This is a genomic window from Rhodanobacter sp. IGA1.0 (genome assembly GCF_040208325.1).
In the GTDB taxonomy this organism is placed as follows: domain Bacteria; phylum Pseudomonadota; class Gammaproteobacteria; order Xanthomonadales; family Rhodanobacteraceae; genus Rhodanobacter; species Rhodanobacter spathiphylli.
Genome location: NZ_CP157948.1, coordinates 2,913,435 through 2,930,508, shown reverse-complemented (window position 1 = coordinate 2,930,508; position 17,074 = coordinate 2,913,435). Strand labels below are relative to the sequence as shown.

Annotated in this window: 11 protein-coding genes; 3 read left to right on the top strand and 8 right to left on the bottom strand. The window is 66.9% G+C overall.

Translation table 11 applies throughout. The features are described 5' to 3' along the window. Nucleotides 1-11 precede the first annotated feature (11 nt). From ABNK63_RS13270 to ABNK63_RS13260, 3 genes are all read right to left on the bottom strand, one after another. On the bottom strand, nucleotides 12-2,423 hold the full coding sequence (locus ABNK63_RS13270; protein ID WP_350015895.1) for a TonB-dependent receptor: 2,412 nt from the start codon (nucleotides 2,421-2,423) through the stop codon (nucleotides 12-14). 299 nt (nucleotides 2,424-2,722) lie between these two features. After that, nucleotides 2,723-3,727: a FecR domain-containing protein gene (locus ABNK63_RS13265; RefSeq protein ID WP_350015894.1), complete on the bottom strand. Its 1,005-nt coding sequence runs from the start codon at nucleotides 3,725-3,727 to the stop codon at nucleotides 2,723-2,725. After that, nucleotides 3,727-4,311, bottom strand: a complete 585-nt coding sequence (locus tag ABNK63_RS13260) for an RNA polymerase sigma factor (RefSeq protein WP_350015893.1) — start codon at nucleotides 4,309-4,311, stop codon at nucleotides 3,727-3,729. The genes ABNK63_RS13265 and ABNK63_RS13260 overlap by 1 nt, the downstream gene beginning before the upstream one ends. A gap of 121 nt (nucleotides 4,312-4,432) precedes the next feature. Here ABNK63_RS13260 and ABNK63_RS13255 point away from each other — a divergent pair, with 121 nt between their 5' ends. Next, nucleotides 4,433-5,191, top strand: a complete 759-nt coding sequence (locus ABNK63_RS13255) for a hypothetical protein (RefSeq protein WP_350015892.1) — start codon at nucleotides 4,433-4,435, stop codon at nucleotides 5,189-5,191. A gap of 1,165 nt (nucleotides 5,192-6,356) precedes the next feature. On the opposite strand, the gene ABNK63_RS13250 is transcribed toward ABNK63_RS13255, so the two are convergent. The 5 genes from ABNK63_RS13250 to ABNK63_RS13230 form a co-directional block, all read right to left on the bottom strand. Further along, on the bottom strand, nucleotides 6,357-7,436 hold the full coding sequence (locus tag ABNK63_RS13250; RefSeq protein WP_350015891.1) for an IS110 family transposase: 1,080 nt from the start codon (nucleotides 7,434-7,436) through the stop codon (nucleotides 6,357-6,359). A 1,310-nt stretch (nucleotides 7,437-8,746) separates the two neighbouring features. Then, a complete protein-coding gene (locus tag ABNK63_RS13245) occupies nucleotides 8,747-8,893 on the bottom strand; it encodes a hypothetical protein (protein ID WP_350015890.1) in 147 nt (48 codons plus the stop codon). A gap of 171 nt (nucleotides 8,894-9,064) precedes the next feature. Continuing rightward, nucleotides 9,065-10,078: an NADP-dependent oxidoreductase gene (locus ABNK63_RS13240; RefSeq protein ID WP_350015889.1), complete on the bottom strand. Its 1,014-nt coding sequence runs from the start codon at nucleotides 10,076-10,078 to the stop codon at nucleotides 9,065-9,067. A 20-nt stretch (nucleotides 10,079-10,098) separates the two neighbouring features. Beyond that, nucleotides 10,099-10,869: an SDR family oxidoreductase gene (locus ABNK63_RS13235; protein WP_350015888.1), complete on the bottom strand. Its 771-nt coding sequence runs from the start codon at nucleotides 10,867-10,869 to the stop codon at nucleotides 10,099-10,101. A 123-nt stretch (nucleotides 10,870-10,992) separates the two neighbouring features. After that, nucleotides 10,993-11,916, bottom strand: coding sequence for an alpha/beta hydrolase (locus tag ABNK63_RS13230; protein WP_350015887.1), 924 nt, complete (start codon nucleotides 11,914-11,916; stop codon nucleotides 10,993-10,995). Between the two features lie 183 nt (nucleotides 11,917-12,099). Here ABNK63_RS13230 and ABNK63_RS13225 point away from each other — a divergent pair, with 183 nt between their 5' ends. Beyond that, complete coding sequence (locus ABNK63_RS13225) at nucleotides 12,100-16,260, top strand: hypothetical protein (protein WP_350015886.1); 4,161 nt, start codon at nucleotides 12,100-12,102, stop codon at nucleotides 16,258-16,260. Then, nucleotides 16,253-17,074, top strand: a complete 822-nt coding sequence (gene prmC / locus ABNK63_RS13220) for a peptide chain release factor N(5)-glutamine methyltransferase (RefSeq protein WP_007808468.1) — start codon at nucleotides 16,253-16,255, stop codon at nucleotides 17,072-17,074. Before ABNK63_RS13225 ends, prmC begins: the two co-directional genes overlap by 8 nt.

The following is a 17,074-nucleotide window of genomic DNA, read 5'->3' as shown; positions in this document are numbered from 1 at the left end:
CGCGGCGGAAGCTAGAAGTGGAAGGTTCCGTTGAACAGGACCAGCCGGCCCTGGCGCACCGGCACGAAGGACGACTCGGCGTTGATCGCGTACAAGGTGCCCCCGAAAAGATTCTTCACGCCCAGGGTCAGCGTCCAGGGATCGGCATACCAGCTCAGGTTCGCCTCCGCGCTGAGCTGGCCCGGCATGCGGAAATAGCCGCCGTCCTCGGTGCGTCCACTGGTGCTGCTGCGCCCGAACACGCCGCCGGCCACGCCCCAGGATTGCAGGGCAGGGCGCTGGAAACGGTAGCTGGCCCAGGTGTTCCATTGGTGCCGCGGCGCGCCGTACGGAGCACTGCCGTCGTGGTTGCGGATGCGCGCGCCGGCATAGCTGGCCGAGACGTCCAGCCCCGGCAGGACCCGGCCGTCGAATTCGATTTCCACGCCGGTGTTGGTCTGGCCTGGACCCGGCACGGCAAAATGCGGCGCCTCCGGCGCTACCTGGCTGATGCTGTGGTCCAGCCGGATGCGGTACCAGGCCAGCGTCAGCCTGGCGCGCTGGTCGAACAGGCCGACCTTGCTGCCCAGCTCGAGCTGGTGCGACACCGATGGCGGCAGCGGGCGACCGTCCTCGCCCAGCAGGGCATCGGCCTGGAAACCGGTGTTGCTGGACGCGTAAAGCGACACGCCGGGGCGCGGCTGATAGACCACGCCCAAACGCGGTATCCATCTCGACTGGCGCAGCGCGGGCATTGCCGCACCGGTCAGCTCGTAGGTGGCGTGGCGCACCGTGGCCAGCACATGCCATGACTCGCCGATCGACAGCTGGTCCTGCGCGAACAGCCCGAGCTGGCTCGACCACGATCCGCCCAGCGGACGGGTCTGGACGGCGACGGTGTTCTTCGCCGACGCGAACGGCAGGAACTCGTCCGCCTGCAGGTCGGCGTTGACCGCTGCGCCGGTGACCAGCGTGCTGGGCTGGTTGCCGTTGCCCGTGTGGGTGCGGGCATAGTCCACGCCCAGCAGCACGTCGTGCACCAGCAGGCCCTGTTCGAAACTTGCCGCCAGTTCGTTCTGCAAGGTGGAAAACGCGTCGGAGTAGCGGTAGCTGCTGGCCTGCGCCTCGCTCAGGCCGAAATGCTGGGTGTCGGAGAACGCCCAGGCCTGGCCGCTGCTGCGCTGGCTCACGTACTGTCCGCGGCTGCGCAGGCTCCAGTCGTCGCCCAGCGCCTGCTCGACCATGTAGAACGCACGGCGCGTGCGGAACCGCGCATGGTCGTCGGGGTTGCCCAGCAAGCGGTCGAACGGCGACGCGCTGGCCAGCGACTGCCCGAGCAACACCGTGTGGTCCGCAACCGGCACGCGGTTGTCGACGTATTCCAGGCCGAACAGCCATCGCGTGGTGTCGTCCTGCCAGCCGATGGAGGGCGCGAAGTAGGCGCTGCGCTGGCCCCGATAACCCTGCGCCGTGCGTTCGGCGCGATTGCCGGCGGCGACCCAGCGATAGGTGAGCCGGCCCCGCTCGTCGAGCGGACCGGCCAGGTCCACGCCCAGGCGGCTGCCGTCGCCCTGGCCGGTGGAGAACGTCAGCTCGCGCACCGGTTCGGCCTGCGGCCGCTTCATCACGATGTTCACCGAGCCGCCGAAATTGTTGTCCACCGACGACTCGCCGAGGATCGTCTCCGGGCCCTTCAACACCTCGACCCGCTCGATGCCGATCAGCGGCGGCAGATCCTCGATGCGCGCCACGCCGTTGGGCATGCCGTCGGTGAGGCCGTTGCCGGTGGTGAACCCGCGGATGCGGAACAGCGGCGGGCCGCCGAAGCCATCCACATAGTCCACGCCCGCCACGTGGCGCACCACGTCGGCCACCTCGAACGCCTGGCGGGAATCCATCAGGTCGCGCGTCACGATGCTCACCGACTGCGGCAGGTCGGCCAGCTCCGCGTCGGTGCGGGTGGCGCCCCGCGTGCCGTCGGCCAGGAATCCCCAGTCGCCCAGCACCAGGCCGGAGACCCGCACGGTATCCAGCACCGAGACGATCGGCACATTCGGCTTGGTGCCGCGCAGCGGACTTTCGTACGAGGTCGCCGGGGTGAACTCGCGCTGGTGCACCACCACCGTGCGGCTGCCGATCACCTCGTAGTCCAGGCCGGTGCCCTGAAGCAGGTGGTCCAGCGCCGCTTCCACCTTCAACCTGCCGGAGGTGCCGGTGCTGCGTCGCCCCGCGATCGCCTTGCTGGAGGCGAGTATCTGCACGTCGGCCTGGCGTCCCAGCGCCATCAGCGCATCGGCCAGCGGCTGCGAGGGTATCGAGAAGCTGGTGCGCTCGGCCTTCAGTGTCGGTGCGCCCGAGGCGACGGCAACGCCGGCGAAACCGGTCGCCGCGATCCATGCCAGGCCAACGCCGAACGCACGCTGCATCCGCTTCGCGGACGTCATCGGCAACACCTGCGCCCGTCGCCGCGACGCCATTTACGTTCCGCCATCCTGCCCACCGTGCGTGCGAACCATGGTCGGGAGCGTGGCCGGTGGAAATCGGGCCGGGCCTTCGCCTCGAACATTCCCACCACCCACGCTCCCGGCTCTCAGAGCCTGTGAAGAAAACCACTTCCTGTGGTTTTCTTCTATCGCGAGTCCGGCGCATGTCCGGACTCGCTCACATGAAACAGTCACTTGCGTGACTGCTTCATGCTCGGCCGTCCTTGGCCGACCTGAGAGGTTGTAAAACGCACAACCTCTCAGTGCTTTCCGGTGCCCGAAAGCACCACGTGATCGGCAAACGCGCTCACCTGCACGGGAAAAACATGCGGCAAGGCATCGACCCAACGGCCAATGTTAGTCGTGTTGACGGTGCCGGTGAACCTCAGCTCGCCCAGGCGCGGGTCGGCCAGCTGCACCGGCTGGCGGCTGTAGCGATTGACGTCGGCCAGCACGGTCGACAGCGGTTCGTCGACGAACTCCAGCCGGTGCCGGCGCCACGTCGCCGCGTGTTCCGGCGCGATCGTGCTGACGCTGAGCGCGCCACTGACCGGGTCGTACTCGGCGCGCTGGCCCGCCACCAGATCCAGCCGGCCGGATGGGAGGTTCGTATCGTCCCCGGCACCGTTCGCCGGTGACAGCCGCACCCGTCCTTCGGTCACCGTCACGCTGATCCGCTGGCCGGTACGCCGCACGTTGAATGCGGTGCCGAGATCCTCGATGTGCAGGGGGCCGGCCGTCACCACGAACGGACGCTCGCGGTCATGCGTGACGGTGAAGAACGCCTCGCCGGCGCGCAGGTCGATGTCGCGCCGGTTCTGCGCATAGCGGGTGGTCAGGCTGGAGGCCGCACCGAGTTCGATGGCGGTGCCATCGGGCAACTGGATGGCCCGATCCTCGGCCACCGCGCTGGCGTATTGCTGCGGCAGCGGGGAGTGATCCGGCCCGCCGCGCAGCATCCACCAGCCGCCCAGCAGCGCCACGCCGACCACCGCCGCGGCGGCCGCCAGCGGACGATACGGCCGCTTCGTGGCGCGCGGCGCGAACTCGTCGATCAGCTGCTGGCGCTGGCTGGGCGAGGCGTCGGCAGCCAGTACGCCCAGCGCGTTGAGCTGGGCGAAGGTCTGGGCGTTGCTGGGATCAGCCGCCATCCATGCACCCCAGCGCTCAAGCAGGTCCGGGGACGGTTCGGGATCGCGCAACTGGGTCCACCACAGCGCCGCCGTGCGCGTGGTTTCCTCGTCGAATCCGGTATTGGTGGCCATTACGGCGTCTCCATTGCAAAACAGCGTTCACGGCAGTGCGCCATGGCCCGGCTGACGTGGTAGCGAACCATCCGTTCGCTGAGCTTCATCTCGGTGGCGATCGCGGAAAACTCGCGGCCTTCCAGCACGTGCAGCACGAACGCCTGGCTACATTTGGCCGGCAACTCGCGCAGGGCGGCCTGCACCTTCTTCCATTGCTGGCCGGCCCACAGGTGCTGCTCGGGCAGCGGCGCGGCGTGCAGATCCTCGCTGACGGGCGGGGGCGAGAGGTTGGCGCGCACCACGCGCTTGCGCAGGTAGTCCACCGACTGGTTGATCGCCATGCGGAACAGGAACGCCCGCGGCGTTTCCAGGTGGCCCAGGTCCTTCATGGTCAGCAACTTCACGTAGACCTCCTGCGCGATCTCCTGCGCGTCGCTGCGCGAATTCAGCCGGCACTGCAGCAGGGCCACCAGCGCAGCGTGATGCTCGCGATACAGCGCCGCCACCACCTCGCCATGGGCGGGCGCAGGGTCGAACTGCAGGTCGTCGTGGCGCGAGAGGTGTTCCATGAAACTGTGCGGACCGTCCATCAGGTTACTCATGGCGCGCTTGCGCTCGCCGCGGTTGTCGATTGCAGGCCTAGACGCGCCAGCCGGGCAAAATTGAAATGGCGTCGCCAACAAATGGGTATAGGCTTCACCACTTTCCATGGCAGGCGCCCCGATGAACGCTGTCCACGGCCAGACACCCGGCAAGGTACCGGAAGTCACCCTGCTGTTCTGGATCATCAAGATCGCCGTCACCACGCTGGGCGAAACCGGTGGCGACGCGGTGTCGATGTCGATGAACCTGGGCTACCTCGTGGCGACCGCCATCTTCGCCGCGGTGTTCTTCGTGGCGGTGGGCGTGCAGATCGCCGCCACGCGCTTCCGTCCCTGGGTGTACTGGGCGGCGATCATCGCCACCACCACGGTGGGCACCACCCTGGCGGATTTCGTGACCCGCTCCCTGGGCATCGGCTACGCGGGCGGCAGCACGCTGCTGCTGGTGCTGCTGCTCGCCTCGCTGGCGGTGTGGCACCGCACGACGGGCACGGTGTCGGTCGAATCGGTGAGCACGCCCCGATCCGAGATGTTCTACTGGACCACCATCATGTTCTCGCAGACGCTGGGCACCGCGCTCGGCGACTGGACGGCGGACACCGCCGGCCTGGGTTACCTGGGCGCGGCGCTCATCTTCGGCGGCATGCTGGCTGTGATCGCCGGCGCGCACTTCTGGACCCGGGTCTCCTCCACGCTGCTGTTCTGGGCCGCTTTCGTGCTGACGCGGCCGTTGGGGGCTGTCCTCGGCGACTTCCTGGACAAGCCGCTGGCGTCCGGCGGGCTCGCCTTGAGTCGTTATTCCGCGTCGGCAGTGCTGCTGGTCTTCGTGGGGGTCTGCGTCATGTTTTCAGGCAAGAGGGCGGCTGGCGCGAGTCATTGAGGATGAGGGTTCGCGTTGTGAAGGCGGATTTCATCGGGACTCGTATTTTCGAATTTTGAAGCAAGAGCTTTCGTCTGCCTGCGGCAGCCGGGCGGCCTTTCCCTGCGGACCAAAATGAACCGACGTTTCCACGTGGCACATGGCTTTCGTCAGCTGAGTGGTGTCGTTCGAGCGCGAAAGATCGCCGAGCCTCGCTCATAAGGCGGCTTGCGCACACCGCGAACGTGCAGCTGTTATCACCATCCATCGTGGGAGATAAGACATAGCACCTCGATTTGTGAGATATGCAAAGTCACCCCAGTCGTCCGAGCCGCTCACGTCATCCCTCAAGCCCTCGCCAAACCGGACAATCTGCTCGCTTGACGCGTTTCCTTCGAAAGCTGAACATCCATTGCATATGCCTCGATATGGGGTCTACTAAGCGTTAGGTGGCACGTGAGATTGCTCAGCAAATTCACACAATTCTCTACTGCGCTTCTGCTTTTGCTGGGCATCTCCGCCTGCAATTCCGTACCAACTATCGACGGCAGTTCCGACGCTGCGTTCGATCGTAGTCATGCTCGGCTCGTCGAATCCATTTCACCGCAAGACCGCATGCGCCTGAGCTTGGCAGAGGCTATCGTGCTAACCCCATTTGGCTGCGCCACCTCCAAACCAGTTCCTGGGCAGCTTTTCCTAACCAAGACCCTTGGCGGTCAAACCAACATCACATCGTGCCGCAAAGAGCTTGATGGGCTGTCATTCAAAGACATCATGAGTCGCGCGTATCCTAAGTAACTTCGCTTGTGGTTACTGCACGTTGGTGCCACCTAACCACTCCCTAGGAGACTTTCCGTCAACTCCCGGCGCATAGTGCTTTTGCCCTGAGCTTTCGGGCCACTGCTGGTCATCATGTTGTCTTCGGTATTGCGTCGTGCGTGTCAATGCTTCACGGGTTCAACGATTGTCAGACTGCATTTCCCTAGACGGTCTTGTTGAGTCGATGTCGCTGACTCGGACCTTTGTATAAACCGCACCCGAAGACCTCTTTCGTTCATCGGACTGTCCGGAGCTCGGGGATCAGCCGAGACACCGTTTGGACGTCCATCTGGTTAGTCAGGTTCTCTCCGGGGTGGTCTGACCTGTTGTTTACCGTATCGCGCTGACGTTGAAACGAAACGTTTCTCTAGGCGGTGTGGGCCGCCTGCGTGTGTTGATGCATCGGATGATTGAGGCACGCGTGTGGGTCGTAGTCCACGTCGTGTGCCAGCATCGCCCAGATCTGCCGGGCATGTTTGTTGGCAATGGCCACGATCACCTTGCCGAAAGGCATGCGGCCATCGAGGGTGCGTATCCACAGCTGTTCGGGCGTGGCCTTCTCGGTGGCCACCGCCTTGGCTCGCTGCAGACTACTGCGGGCGCCCTGGATCAGTAGCGTGCGCAGGTACGCATCGCCGCGGCAGCTGATTTCACCCAGTTGCGTATGCCCGCCGCTGGAATGCTGCGTGGGCACCAACCCGATCCACGCCGACATCTGGCGACCCTGTTTGAACTCGCGGGCGTTGCCGACCGTGGCCACCACCGCATCGGCGGTGAGCGCACCGATGCCGATGACCGCACTCACGCGGACACACCGTTCATCCGCCAGCGCGTGTGCCTCGATGCGTGCCGTGCACGCGTCGAGGCGCAGGCGCAACTGTTTCCAGTGGTCCGCAAGATCACGCAGCAGTTCCTTGAACTCCCCCGGCAACCCGGCCTGCGCATCCAGGTCAGCCAGCAGCCGACGCAGCGCCACGTCGCCCTGCGCCACGATCACGCCGAACTCGGCGAGCAGGCCGCGTACCCGGTTGCCGACGGCCAGCGACTCGACCTTGTAACCCTCGCGTACCCGATGCCAGGACAGCCGCACCTGCTGGTCGATCGACTTCACCGGGACGAAGCGCATGTTGCCTTGGCGCGCTGCCGTGGCGATCGCTTCGGCGTCGTTGTGATCGTTCTTGCTGCGCGCGCTCTTGCGGTACGGCGTGACAAATTGCGCGGCCATGATCCGAGGCTGCAGGCCGTACTCCAGGCAGCGCCGCGCCCAGTGGTGTGCGCCGCTGCAGGCCTCCATCGCCACCACCGTGCCGGCTGGCAGCTGTGCCAGCCACAGGGCAAACGGCCCGCGCCGCAGGTCCTGCCGCTTCAACACATGTCCAATGCCATCCACCTCACACGCCGAAAACAGGACTTTCGCCAAATCCACGCCGATGGTTATAGTGCTCATGGAGACTTCCTCTTCTGCTGACGGTAGTGTCGCAACTCCATCATGGCCCTCGAGGCCGAAAGGGGAGGAAGTCTCTTTTTACTCGTTCAAGGCGGACGGCTTCGCCGCCGCTCAATTCCAGCGTTAGGACTCAGATGACGCTTCTCAGCTTCTTTAAGAAAGAGCCTCCCGCTCTCCTGAAGGTCTTCGTGGATGGCGCTCCACTTTGCACAGTCACAAGTGACAGCCTGCCTTGCGAGCTGGCGCCAGCTGCGGCTGTTCGACCTGATTCCGAGGTTCTATTCCTCGCAGCCGATGGCACCGAGCACAGACACTCACTTGGCGGAGCTCAAGGCTGGGCCCACTTTTCTGTACGTGTGCACAGAAACCTGGCGTGCCAGTCAGACTGCGTCGTCACTAGCTCGCCGCAGTTCGACGCAGACGCTTTCAGCCGGGGTGAGGCTCTTGGAGTCCGCTTTCAGCCCTTCTTTCTGCCTGGCGGCAACGTTACAAATTCGGAGCTTAGGGGTAAGGGTCTTTTCGCACGCGGCTTGCACTTTAATGGCAGGGTTACTCCCGGCAACATTCTTCTCTCGTGCGAGTGTGACTGCTGTCACCGTAGCTTTCTTATAAGGTCGTATCACGCCGGCTTTAGCAATTCTGGCTACTTCTATTCGGGGTCTGGCAAGTACACCCTCACCGTGTCTTCGTATGTGGCGGGAGCGCCGGCAGCCCTCGCTGAGCCGGAGCCTGCTGGGCTAGCCGCACTTGAGGCACGTCTGCCAGAGGCGCCAGACGGCTCACGCTTTGCTTACCTAAATCCATTCCGCTGTCCCTGTTGCAGTGCCCCCTACATCGACTTTGCTGCTCATCCCGGGTCGCGGGCCAGCGAGTACTATGGCAACTACTTTGCTGGGTCCGAGTTGCTCCGGTATGAGCCAGCTGAGTCCTAACAATTCCGTAAGAGACTTCCCGTCAACCCCAACCGCATGAGGCTTTTGCCCCGAGCTTTCGGGCCACTGCTGGTGAGGGCATTGTTCTGCATGTGCGTACTGCGTATCAGTGCTGCGCGGATTCAACGAGTATCAGGCTGCATTTCGGTCCCGCAAGGGGATTTCCTTCGGTCATAACCGGTCTTGTTGAGTCGGTTTCGCTGACTCGGACCTCGGTATAAACCGCACCCAAAGACCTCTTTCGTTGATCGGACTGTCCGGTGTGCGGGGATCAGCCGTTACACCGTTTGGACGTCCATCTGGTTAGTCAGGTTCTCTCTGGGCCGGCCTGAATTGTTGTCTACCACTTCGCACTGACGTTGGAACGAAACCCTGTGGCTACACGGCGTTGGTCGCGTGGTGTTTCTGGTGCATGGGATGGCGGAGGCAGGCGTGCGGATCGGAGTCCACCTCGTGCGCCAGCATCGCCAGGATCTGCCTGGCGTGTTTGTTGGCGATAGCCACGATCACCTTGCCGAACGGCATGCGCCCATCGAGGAGAGGCTGAACGACGGGGCAAGGCTATTCCTGATCAACGTCATGCCCGCGTGGCACGTGGCTCTTGGAATGGGTCATGGGGCGTGGCTGTGGGTGGGCATGTCGAAGCCCGCCGGCCGCCATCCGCTTCGATGATGAGCATCACGAAACAGCCGCACCTCACGCCTGCCCATCCACCCGCAACACCAGCTTCCCCCGATGGCTCCCGTCGAACAGGCGGTTGAGCACCACGGGTGCATTCTCCAGGCCTTCGGCCACGGTCTCTTCGGTCTTCAACTTGCCCTCGCGAATCCATCCGGTGATCGCACCCACCGCTTCTCTGGTCCTGGTGTAGTCCAGCACCAGGAAGCCGCGCACGCTGAGGCGTTTCATGATGACGGGGCTGAAGTCGTCGCCGGGGCGTTCGGCGCTGTTGTAGCCCGAGATCATGCCGCACAGCGCCACGCGGCCGCCGATCACCATCCGCGACAGCACCGCGCGCATCACCTCGCCGCCCACGTTTTCGAAGTTCACGTGGACGCCGTCGGGCGTGACGGCCTTGAGCTGCTGCTTGAAGTCGGCGGACTTGTAGTCGACGGCGGCATCGAAGCCGAGGTGGTCGACGAGGTGGCGGCATTTGTCGGCGCCGCCGGCGATGCCGACCACGCGGGCGCCCATGATCCTGCCGATCTGGCCGGCGATGGAGCCGACCGAGCCGGCGGCGGCGGAGACGACCAGGGTTTCGCCGGCCTGCACGGGGGCGATGTCGGTGAGGCCGTAGTAGGCGGTGACGCCGCTCATGCCGGCTGCGCCCAGCAGGGTGGGCAGCGGGATGCCGGGATCGGCGGGCAGGCGCACGTAGCCCCTGGCGTCTTCGTGCAGCACGAGATAGTCCTGCCAGCCGGTGACGCCCTGAACCAGGTCGCCTTCGGCGTAGTGCGCGGAGCGCGAAGCGACCACGCGCCCCAGGCCGAGCGCGCGCATCACTTCACCGATGGCCACCGGCGGCAGGTATTGGGGAATGTCGCGCATCCACACACGGTTGGTCGGGTCCATCGAGAGGTACAGCACGCGCACCAGTACCTCGCCGTCTTCGAGTTCGGGTACGGCTTGCTCGACCAGCTCGAAGTCGTCGCGCGAGACCAGGCCTTCGGGGCGGGTTTTCAGGCGCAGCTGGCGATTGATCAGGGACATGGTTTGCCTCCAGGCAGGTGTCAGACCGAAAGATAGCCGCCATCGACGTTGATCGCCGCGCCGGTGGTGTAGGAGGCGGCGGCCGAAGCCAGGTAGAGTGCCGCGCCGGCCATTTCGGACGGTTGCGCCACCCGGCGCATCGGCACGTGGGCCAGCGCCTGCTTGAGGATAGCCGGGGTGTTGACCAGCACCGAGGCGAACTTCGTGTCGGTGAGCCCGGGCAGCAGGGCGTTGCAGCGCACGCCGGATTCGGCGCATTCCGCCGCGAACGCCCTGGTCATCGAGATCACCGCGGCCTTGGTGATCGAGTAGATGCCTTGCTGGAAGCCCGGCACCACGCCGTTGACCGAGGCCACGTTGATGATCGAGCCGCTGCCATGCCTTGCCATCAGCTTCGCGCCATGGCTGGACATGTAGAAATAGCCGCGGATGTTCACGTCCACGGTCTTCTGGAAGATGGCGGGGTCGGTCTCGGTGATCGGCCCGAAGTGGGGGTTGGTGGCGGCGTTGTTGACCAGCACGTCGAGCCGGCCATGGCTGGCTTCGAGATGCGCGAACAGCGCAGTGATCTGTTCCATTTCGCCGATATGACAGGCCAGCGCCTCGGCCGAGCCACCCGCGGCGACGATTTCGTCGACCACGCGCTGGCAGTCGACCTGCTTGCGACTGGAGACGATCACGTGCGCGCCCTGGGCGGCGAACAGTCGGGCAATCTCGGCGCCGATACCGCGGCTGGCACCCGTGACGAGGGCGATCTTGCCGGAGAGGTCGAACAGCTGGCTGGTGCTCATCGAGGCGTTCCGCTGGGATGGAGAGGTCATGCGTGGCGTTGACGCCGCCTCGCTGCGTTTTCGATTGTGGCGCATCGACGCGTCCCGGCGTGCACCTTCGCCATCGTCGCGTGCTGCGCTCGCTCAGGGCGACGTGGCTGCGCGGGCCGCCGAGGCCTTTGCCTGTTGCCGGATGAAGCGAACGCTGTCTTCCAGTGCGCTCGACTTCCCGCGGAACGGACGGGACAGCGACAGCAGGATCGCGGCGTGGCCGATGCCCGGATACAGCTTCACCTCGGCCGGCTCATCGTGGCGCTGCATGGCTGCGGCAAGCGAGGTCGCATTGTGCGGCCACACCACCTTGTCGTCGCCGCCCTGCAACAGCAGCATCGGCGGCTCGTCACCGTCGACCTGGTGCACCGGCTGGGAGCGCAATTGCGCGACGTGGGTGGTGCCGAACATGTCGATGAAGTCCGGATTCTCCAGCGGCAGGAAGTCGTACGGGCCGGCCAGGCCGATGAAGCCATCCAGTTGCCGCGGCTGCATGCCGACGCCGGACAGCCACTGCGTATCGGTGGCCAGCAGCGCACCGATGTGGGCACCTGCGGAGTGGCCCATCAGGAACAGCGAGGCGGGGTCGCCACCGTATTCGCCGGCGTGCGCGTGCGCCCAGGCCACGGCGTGCGCTGCGTCCTGCATGAAGCCATCCAGGCGCACCGCGGGCCACAGGCGGTAATCGGGAATCACCACCACCATGCCCTTGCTGGCCAGCGCTTCGCCGGCCCAGCGATACCATGCACGCTTGCCCGACTTCCAGCTGCCACCGTAGAAGAACACGACCACCGGCGCGTGGCGGCTGTCGCGCGGGCGATAGATGTCCAGCGCCAGCCGGTGAGCGGGAGCGTAGATCACGTCGCGCTGAACCACCACGTCGTGCCTGCCCGTCGTGGCATTGAGGCTGCGGAACAGCGCCGCCTGGCAGCCACTGAGCAGGCCGCCGCCGAGCAGCAGCAGGAGGGTGGCGAACACGGTGCGGCGCGGGGCGTGACCGGCGTCTTTCGGTGGCATGGGGTTCCTTTGCGACGGTGATCCGGGGGCGTCAACCCCGTGATTCGCCGAGCTGCGTTGCATGGATGTGGGGTCGCGTGCACAGGTGTACGTGCCATGGCCGCCAGAAGATGCAGGCGTCGATGTATGCCTGACGTGTTCCACCTACACTGTGCCGGCCAGCAGGCACACAGGGAGAGAAGCATGCGTCGTCGAATGCCGGGGTTGTCGGGTTTCGTGTGGCCGATCGCGTTGTCGTTGTTGCTGCTGGCCGCGCCAGTGCCGGCGCAGGACATTCCGCCGGCACTGGGCGACTGGCAGGGTTGGGTGCTGCACGACGTGCCGCAGCATGGCTGTCCGTTTCTTGCCGGCCAGACGCCGGGCTCGGACAACCGGCAATGCGCCTGGCCGGGCCGGATGAGCCTCGAGGCCGGCAAGGACGGCGGTCACTTCACCCTCGACGTGCATGTCGATGCGCCGAGCTGGGTGGCGCTGCCGGGCGATGCGAAGAACTGGCCGCAGCAGGTCATGCTCGACCGGCAGCCTGCCACGGTCCTGCAGCGCAACGACCAGCCGATGCTGTGGCTGACCCCGGGCGAACACCAGTTGAGCGGCAGTCTGCCGTGGAACGCGCGACCGGCGCGGCTGCGGGTGCCGCAGTCGATCGGGCTGGTTACGCTGAAGGTGGATGGCGCGGCGGTGAGCCGCATCGAGCGCAACGGCGAGCAGTTGACCCTGGGCGAGGCCGCCGCTGCGCAGCGCGCCGCCGACGCACTTTCCCTGCGCGTCTATCGCCGGCTTGAGGATGGCCTGCCGGGCACCCTGCTGACGCAGCTGCAGTTCAACGTCACCGGCAGCGCCCGCGAGCAGAGCCTGGGCCCGGTGCTGCCTGACGGCTTCGTGGCCACCTCCCTGTTCGGAGAGCTGCCGTCCCGGCTGGACAACGACGGCCAGTTGCGCGTGCAGCTGCGCCCGGGCCAGTGGACGATCACGCTGGCCGCGCGCAGCGCCGCGCCGCTGTCCCGCATCGCGCTGAAGCTGCCGGCCGCACCGTGGCCGCGGCAGGAAGTGTGGAGCTATGTCGATGCTCCGGCGCTGCGCAGCACGCGTGTCGAAGGCAACGCCACCGATGCCGCCCAGGCCGGCGTGCCCGCCCAGTGGAGCCAGCTGCCGGCCTTCGTGCTGGATGATCATGCCGGCCTGGCGATCGAGCAGGGCACCCGCGGCGACGAGGGCGGCAAGGGCGACCAGCTGCACCTGCAGCGTCAGCTCTGGCTCGACTTCGACGGCGGCGGGCTCAGCATCGTCGACCATCTCGGCGGCGAGCTGCGTCATCGGCAGCGTCTGGATGTGGCGGCGCCGTGGCAATTGCAGCGGGCCAGCCAGGATGACGAGCCGCTGCTGATCAGCCGGAGCGGGCAGGGCCGCAGCGGCGTCGAGCTGCGCGAGCAGGACATCGACCTCGGCGCCGGCCTGCGCCTGCCCATGCATGGCGGCCGCATTCCCACGGCCGGCTGGCAGGTGCCGCTGGAAGACATCGATGCCACCTTGCACCTGCCGCACGGTTACCGCCTGCTGGGTGCGATCGGTGCGGATCGTTCGCCCGATTCGTGGGTGGCGCAATGGGATCTGCTCGACCTGTTCGTGGTGGCCGTGATCGCGCTGCTGGCGGGACGCCTGCTGGGCTGGCCGTGGGCGCTGCTGGCCGCCGGTTTCCTGGCCCTGGCGCGGCATGAGGTGGGCGTGCCGCTGTGGACGCTGGCCACGGCACTGGCGCTTGGCCTGCTGCTGGCGGCGCTGCCCGAAGGGCGCCTGCGCCGCACGGCGCGCTTCGGCGCGCTGGCCGGGTTTGCGCTGGCGGTACTGTGGGCGCTGCCGTTCGCGGCGGCGCAGTTGCAGTACGCGCTGCATCCCCAGCTGGAGGGCGGACAACAGGGTGCGGTGATGGCGAGGTTCGAGCCGGCGGGTCAGCCGCCGCCGAAGATCGTCGCGCAAGCGGCACCGCCGCCGACCGAAGAAGCCTACGCGAACGCGTCGATGCCCCCGCCCATGCCAGCGGCTGACGCGCGCAGTTCGTCGGCTCGCGGGGTGGTGTCGGGAAAGACGGCGGCGGCCCTGAGTGCCATTGCCGTGGAGGCGTCGGCGGTGCAGGACCTCGGTGGAAGCCTGGCCGCCGTCCGCGACGATCTGGATGCCCGCAACGTGGTGCAGGCCGGCGCCGGCATGCCGTCCTGGAACCAGGGCAACAACTACCGGCTTGGCTGGTCCGGGCCGGTGACGGCGGAGCAGACCACGCGCCTGCTGATCGTGCCGTCGTGGCTGGTGCGCCTGCTGCGGGTGGTGATGGTGGGCTTGCTGGCCGCGTTGCTGGGTCGCCTGGTGCCGAGGTTGCTGCCCGCTTCGCGCATCTCCTGGCCGGGCGGGCGTCGCGGCGCGAGCGTGGTCGGCGCGGCGCTGTTCGTGGCCTTGCTGCTGCCGACGGGCAGCCGGGCGCAGAGTCTGCCGGACGCGCCGCTGCTGGAGCAGTTGCGTAACCGGCTCACCGAGGCGCCCCCCTGTGCGCCGGCCTGCGCCGCGGTGGCTCAGGCGCAGCTGCAAGTCAATGGCGACGTGTTGGATGTCGCCCTGGAAATCCATGTCGGGGCGGCGGTGGCGCTGCCCCTGCCGCAAGCCGATGACGCGCTGCAGCTGTTCGAGGTCAGCGTGGATGGCCATGCCGATGCGCCGATCGTGCGTCGTGGCGACCGGCTGCTGTTGCGGCTGGATCGCGGCGTGCACCGGGTCGGCCTGCGCTACCGCATCGGCAGCGCGGACACCGCGAGCCTCCGTTTCGACCTGCGCCCGCAACGCGTGAGCTTCGACGGCCAGGGCTGGTTGCTGGATGGCGTCAGTGACGGCCGCGCGTTGGGCGACAGCATCGCCCTGCATCGGGTGCGCGCCGGCAACGACGGCGGCAGCGTCGCGGCGGTGCAGAGCTTTCCACCTTACGTGCGGCTGATCCGCACGCTGGAGCTGGGTGTGGACTGGACGGTGACCAACGAAGTCCAGCGCATCGCGCCGCGCGAGGGCGGCTTCAGCATCAGCATTCCGCTGCTGCCCGGCGAGCATCCGGTGGGCGACGACGTGCTGGTGAAGGACGGTCGCATCAACATCACCTTCAATGCCAGCAGCGGCGCGGTGACCTGGCGCAGTCGCCTGGATCACGTTGCCAGCTTGGTGTTGAAGGCGCCCGCATTGGGCGAACGTGCCGAGGCATGGCAGATCCAGGCGGCGCCGATGTGGCATGTCGAGGCGAAGGGCGTGCCAACCAGCGCCAGTGACGACGGCCTGCTGTTCCAGCCGCTGCCGGGCGAGACCCTGCAACTGGCATTCACCCAGCCGCAGGCGATCGCCGGCGACAGCCTGGCCTTCGATCGGGTGCAAGTGACCACGGTGGCCGGCGAACGCGCCAGCGAAACCACACTGGAACTGCATGCGCGCAGCACCCGCGGCGGCGAGCACGCGATCGACCTGCCGGCCGGCGCCGAATTGCTGGACGCGAACCGCGATGGCGAGTCGATCAACCTGGCGGTCCGCGACGGCAAGCTCGGCCTGCCCCTGTTGCCGGGCGAGCACGACTACACGCTGCGCCTGCGCGAGCCGCGTGGGGTGGCCGCGCGCACGCGCACGCCGACGTTCGCGCTGCACGCGCCGGTGGCCAACATCGGTCTCGACCTGCAGTTGCCGCAGGACCGCTGGGTGCTGTGGACATGGGGGCCGACCACCGGTCCGGCCGTGTTGTACTGGTCGCAGCTGGTCGTGCTGCTGCTCGCCGCGTGGCTGCTGGCCCGCTTCGCGCCGACGCCGCTGCGCTTCCGCCACTGGCTGCTGCTGGGGCTGGGCTTCTCCGCATTCGCCTGGAGCGCCTATGCGCTGGTCGTGCTGTGGCTGATCCTGCTGGGCCTGCGCGCCCGCCACGCGCCCGCGGAGAACGCGGACAGCACGCGCTTCAACCTGTTGCAGGTCGGCCTGGCGGCACTCACCGTGCTGGCCCTGCTGGTGTTGATCGCCGCGGTGCCCAAGGGGCTTCTTGGACTGCCCGACATGCATGTGGTGGGCAACGGCTCGGCTGCCGCAAGCCTGCGCTGGTTCGCCGACCAGAGCGCCGGCCTGCTGCCGGGCGGTGGCGTGTTCAGCGTGTCGTTGTGGTTCTACAAGCTGGCAATGCTCATCTGGGCGCTGTGGCTGGCCAATGCCCTGATCGGCTGGTTGCAGTGGGCGTTCAAGTCGTGGACGCACGGCGGCTACTGGCGCAAGCCGTTGCCGAAGCCGGGCGCGACGCCGCCACAGCTGCCACCGAACAGTTCGGAGCCGCCGCATGCCTGATGTACGCCATGCGCTGATGGCCGCGACCGCACGGCTCGGCGAGCGCGCCGACGCCGAACTGCTGCTGCTGCACGCGCTGCAGCAGGAACGCAGCTGGCTGTTCACCCACGCCGACGACGAGCTGGCGATGGACGTCCAGACGGCTTTTCAACAGCTGGTCGCGCGGCGCGAAGCAGGCGAGCCGGTGGCCTACCTCACCGGCCGCCGGGGCTTCTGGACGCTGGACCTCGAAGTGACCCCGGCCACCCTGATCCCGCGCCCGGAGACGGAACTGCTGGTCGAGCTCGCCCTTCAGCAACTTCCCGACAGGGCGCCCGTCGACGTGGTCGACCTGGGCACCGGCAGCGGCGCGATCGCGCTGGCGATCGCCAGCGAACGGCCGCAGGCACGAGTGATCGGCACCGACGCCAGCGTCGCCGCGCTGGCGGTGGCAAGGCGCAACGCGCAACGCCACCACCTCGACAACGTCACCTTCGTGCATGGTGACTGGCTGGCACCATTGGCCGGCCAGCAGTTCGACCTGATCGTCTCCAACCCGCCGTACATCGAAGCCGCCGACCCGCACCTGGTGCAAGGCGACCTGCGCCACGAGCCGGCCAGCGCACTGGCCTCGGGCGACGACGGCCTCGACGACATCCGCCGCATCCTCGTCGACGCCCACCACCACCTGCGCCCCGGCGGCCGGCTGCTGTTCGAGCATGGCTGGAACCAGGGTGAAGCGGTGCGCGGGTTGCTGGCCCAGGCCGGCTATGCCGACGTGTTCACGGCGCAGGATCTGGAGCTGCGTGATCGGATCAGCGGCGGCAGGGTGTGA